General features: G+C 67.3%; 3 protein-coding genes. 1 reads left to right on the top strand and 2 read right to left on the bottom strand.

Translation table 11 applies throughout. The features are described from left to right. Positions 1-15: 15 nt before the first annotated feature. Positions 16-1437, bottom strand: coding sequence for a dicarboxylate/amino acid:cation symporter (locus AC1DHD_RS15720; RefSeq protein WP_476880605.1), 1422 nt, complete (start codon positions 1435-1437; stop codon positions 16-18). A 246-nt stretch (positions 1438-1683) separates the two neighbouring features. On the opposite strand from AC1DHD_RS15720, the gene AC1DHD_RS15715 reads away from it, so the two are divergent. Continuing rightward, positions 1684-2046 (top strand): VOC family protein, encoded by a 363-nt coding sequence (locus AC1DHD_RS15715; protein WP_476880604.1) that lies wholly within the window; start codon positions 1684-1686, stop codon positions 2044-2046. Between the two features lie 36 nt (positions 2047-2082). Here the strand turns inward: AC1DHD_RS15715 and AC1DHD_RS15710 are convergent. After that, the coding region (locus AC1DHD_RS15710; protein WP_476880603.1) for a DUF885 family protein at positions 2083-2339 on the bottom strand (257 nt) is incomplete at its 5' end.

Below are 2339 nucleotides of genomic sequence, written 5' to 3'. Positions count from 1 at the left end.
GTTTCTGCCCGCGGCCTAGGCGGAGGTCCCAGCCAGCTCGCGCTCGCGTGCCGGGGCGCCGTCGTCGGCAGCGTCAACAGCGTCATCGGTGAACGGGTCGCCGTTGCGCGGGGCGTTGTACAGCGCCTCATCCAGGATGCCCTGGCGCTTGGCAACGATGGTGGGGACCAGCGCCTGGCCTGCCACGTTGACGGCGGTGCGGCCCATGTCCAGGATCGGGTCGATGGCCAGCAGGAGCCCGACGCCGGCCAGCGGCAGTCCCAGGGTGGAGAGCGTCAGGGTCAGCATCACCACGGCTCCGGTGGTTCCGGCGGTCGCAGCGGAGCCCAGCACGGAAACCAGGGCGATCAGCAGGTACTGGCTGAAATCGAGCTGGATGCCGAAGAACTGGGCCACGAAGATCGCGGACACAGCCGGGTAAATCGCGGCGCAGCCGTCCATCTTGGTGGTGGCGCCCAGCGGCACGGCGAAGGAGGCGTAGCCGCGGGGAACACCGAGGGAGCGTTCGGTCACGCGCTGGGTCAGGGGCAGCGTGCCCACCGAGGAGCGGGAGACGAAGGCCAGCTGCACGGCGGGCCAGACGCCGGAGAAGTACTGCTTGACGGAGAGGCCGTGGCTGCGGACCAGGATGGGGTAGACGACGAACAGCACCAGGGCCAGGCCGGCGTAGATGGCGACCGTGAACTTCCCGAGCGAACCGATGGTGTCCCAGCCGTAAACGGCTACGGCGTTGCCGATCAGGCCGACGGTGCCGAGCGGGGCGATCCGGATGATCCACCACAGGACCTTTTGGATCACGGCCAGGGCCGAGGCGTTGAGGTTCAGGAACGGCTCGGCGGCCTTGCCCACCTTCAGGGCGGCGACACCGACGGCGATCGCGATCACCAGGATCTGCAGCACGTTGAAGCTCACGACGGTGGTGGTGGCGCCGTCGGCGACCGTGGTGCTCGCACCCAGGCCCAGGAAGTTCTTCGGGAAGAGTCCGATCAGGAAGGCCCACCAGCTGCCGACCTTGGTCGGGGCCTCGCCCTGTCCGGAGATGCCGGTGTTGGCGCCGGGCTGCAGGATGACGCCCAGACCGATGCCGATCAGCACCGCGATCAGCGAGGTGATGGCGAACCAGAGCAGCGTGTTCCAGGCCAGCCGGGCTGCGTTGGAGACGGCGCGGAGGTTGGAAATGGAGCTGACGACGGCCGTGAAAATCAGCGGCACAACGGCGGTCTGCAGCAGCGAGACGTAGCTCGAGCCGATGGTCTGCAGGGTGGCGCCGAGGGCGTTGGGGTTGGTCTTCGTGCTGCCCGTGTACTTCGCGAGCAGGCCGAGGCCCAGGCCCACGATCAGGGCGGCGATGATCTGGAAGCCGAAGGAGCCGGCCCATTTGGGCAGCTGGAAACCGGGCTTGCCTGCGGTGGCGGGGGTGCTTGTCTGAGTGGTCACCCGGCTACGCTAGGACCGTGGCTTTTAGCACGGCCAACGAACGTTGAGAAATGTTACGCGTTGCCGCTCCGTCGCCCGCGCCGAAACCCCCGGAATTCCGCCGAAAGACCATGCGTTTGTGAAGTTATTCCAGCCCGGGGTGTGGTGATTGTCTCGCCATCGGGGTGGCGCTTCGCGGCAACTTTTCCGAAAAACGTTGCCGYGAAGTGCTGTCTCGATGCGGAACCGGCGCCTAGAGTGATCGCCATGGCTATCGCACGCTTCCCGACCGTCGTCCTGGATTGTCCCGACCCCAACGCCCTGGCGGAGTTTTATGGCGCCCTGCTCGACTGGAAGGTCGAGCACGACGACGACGGCGGCTGGAGCTCGGTCCGCGCCGAGTACGGCGATTCGATGAGCTTCCAGAAGGTGGACTCCTTCCGGCCGCCGCAGTGGCCCGGCCAGGAAGTCCCGCAGCAGATGCACCTCGACTTGGTCGTCGATGACCTGGACGACGCAGAGGCGGCGGTGCTCGGGCTCGGCGCTGCCAAGCACGAACACCAGCCGGGGACCACCTTCCGGGTCTTCCTCGACCCGGCCGGCCACCCCTTTTGCCTCTGCCTCAGCTAAACCCGCCCGCGGACAAGAGTGCGGGCGGGAGAACGCCTACCCCAGCAGCGCCCGCTTGAGGGTGTCCAGCCCCACGGAGCCCATGTTGAGCGCCTTGGTGTGGAAGGCCTTGAGGTCGAAGCCCGGACGGGATTCGAGCTCGGCGCGGATCTGCTCCCAGAGCCGCTGGCCCACCTTGTACGACGGCGCCTGCCCCGGCCAGCCGAGGTAGCGGGTGAACTCGAACTTGAGCTGGCCCTCGCTGATGGCGAGGTTCTGCTTCAGGAACTCGTACCCGGTGTCCGGAGTCCAGG

Source organism: Arthrobacter sp. 05L45_2, from assembly GCF_056397525.1.
The sequence above is the reverse complement of the archived record's forward strand: the minus strand, read 5'-3'. Positions and strand labels throughout refer to the sequence as shown.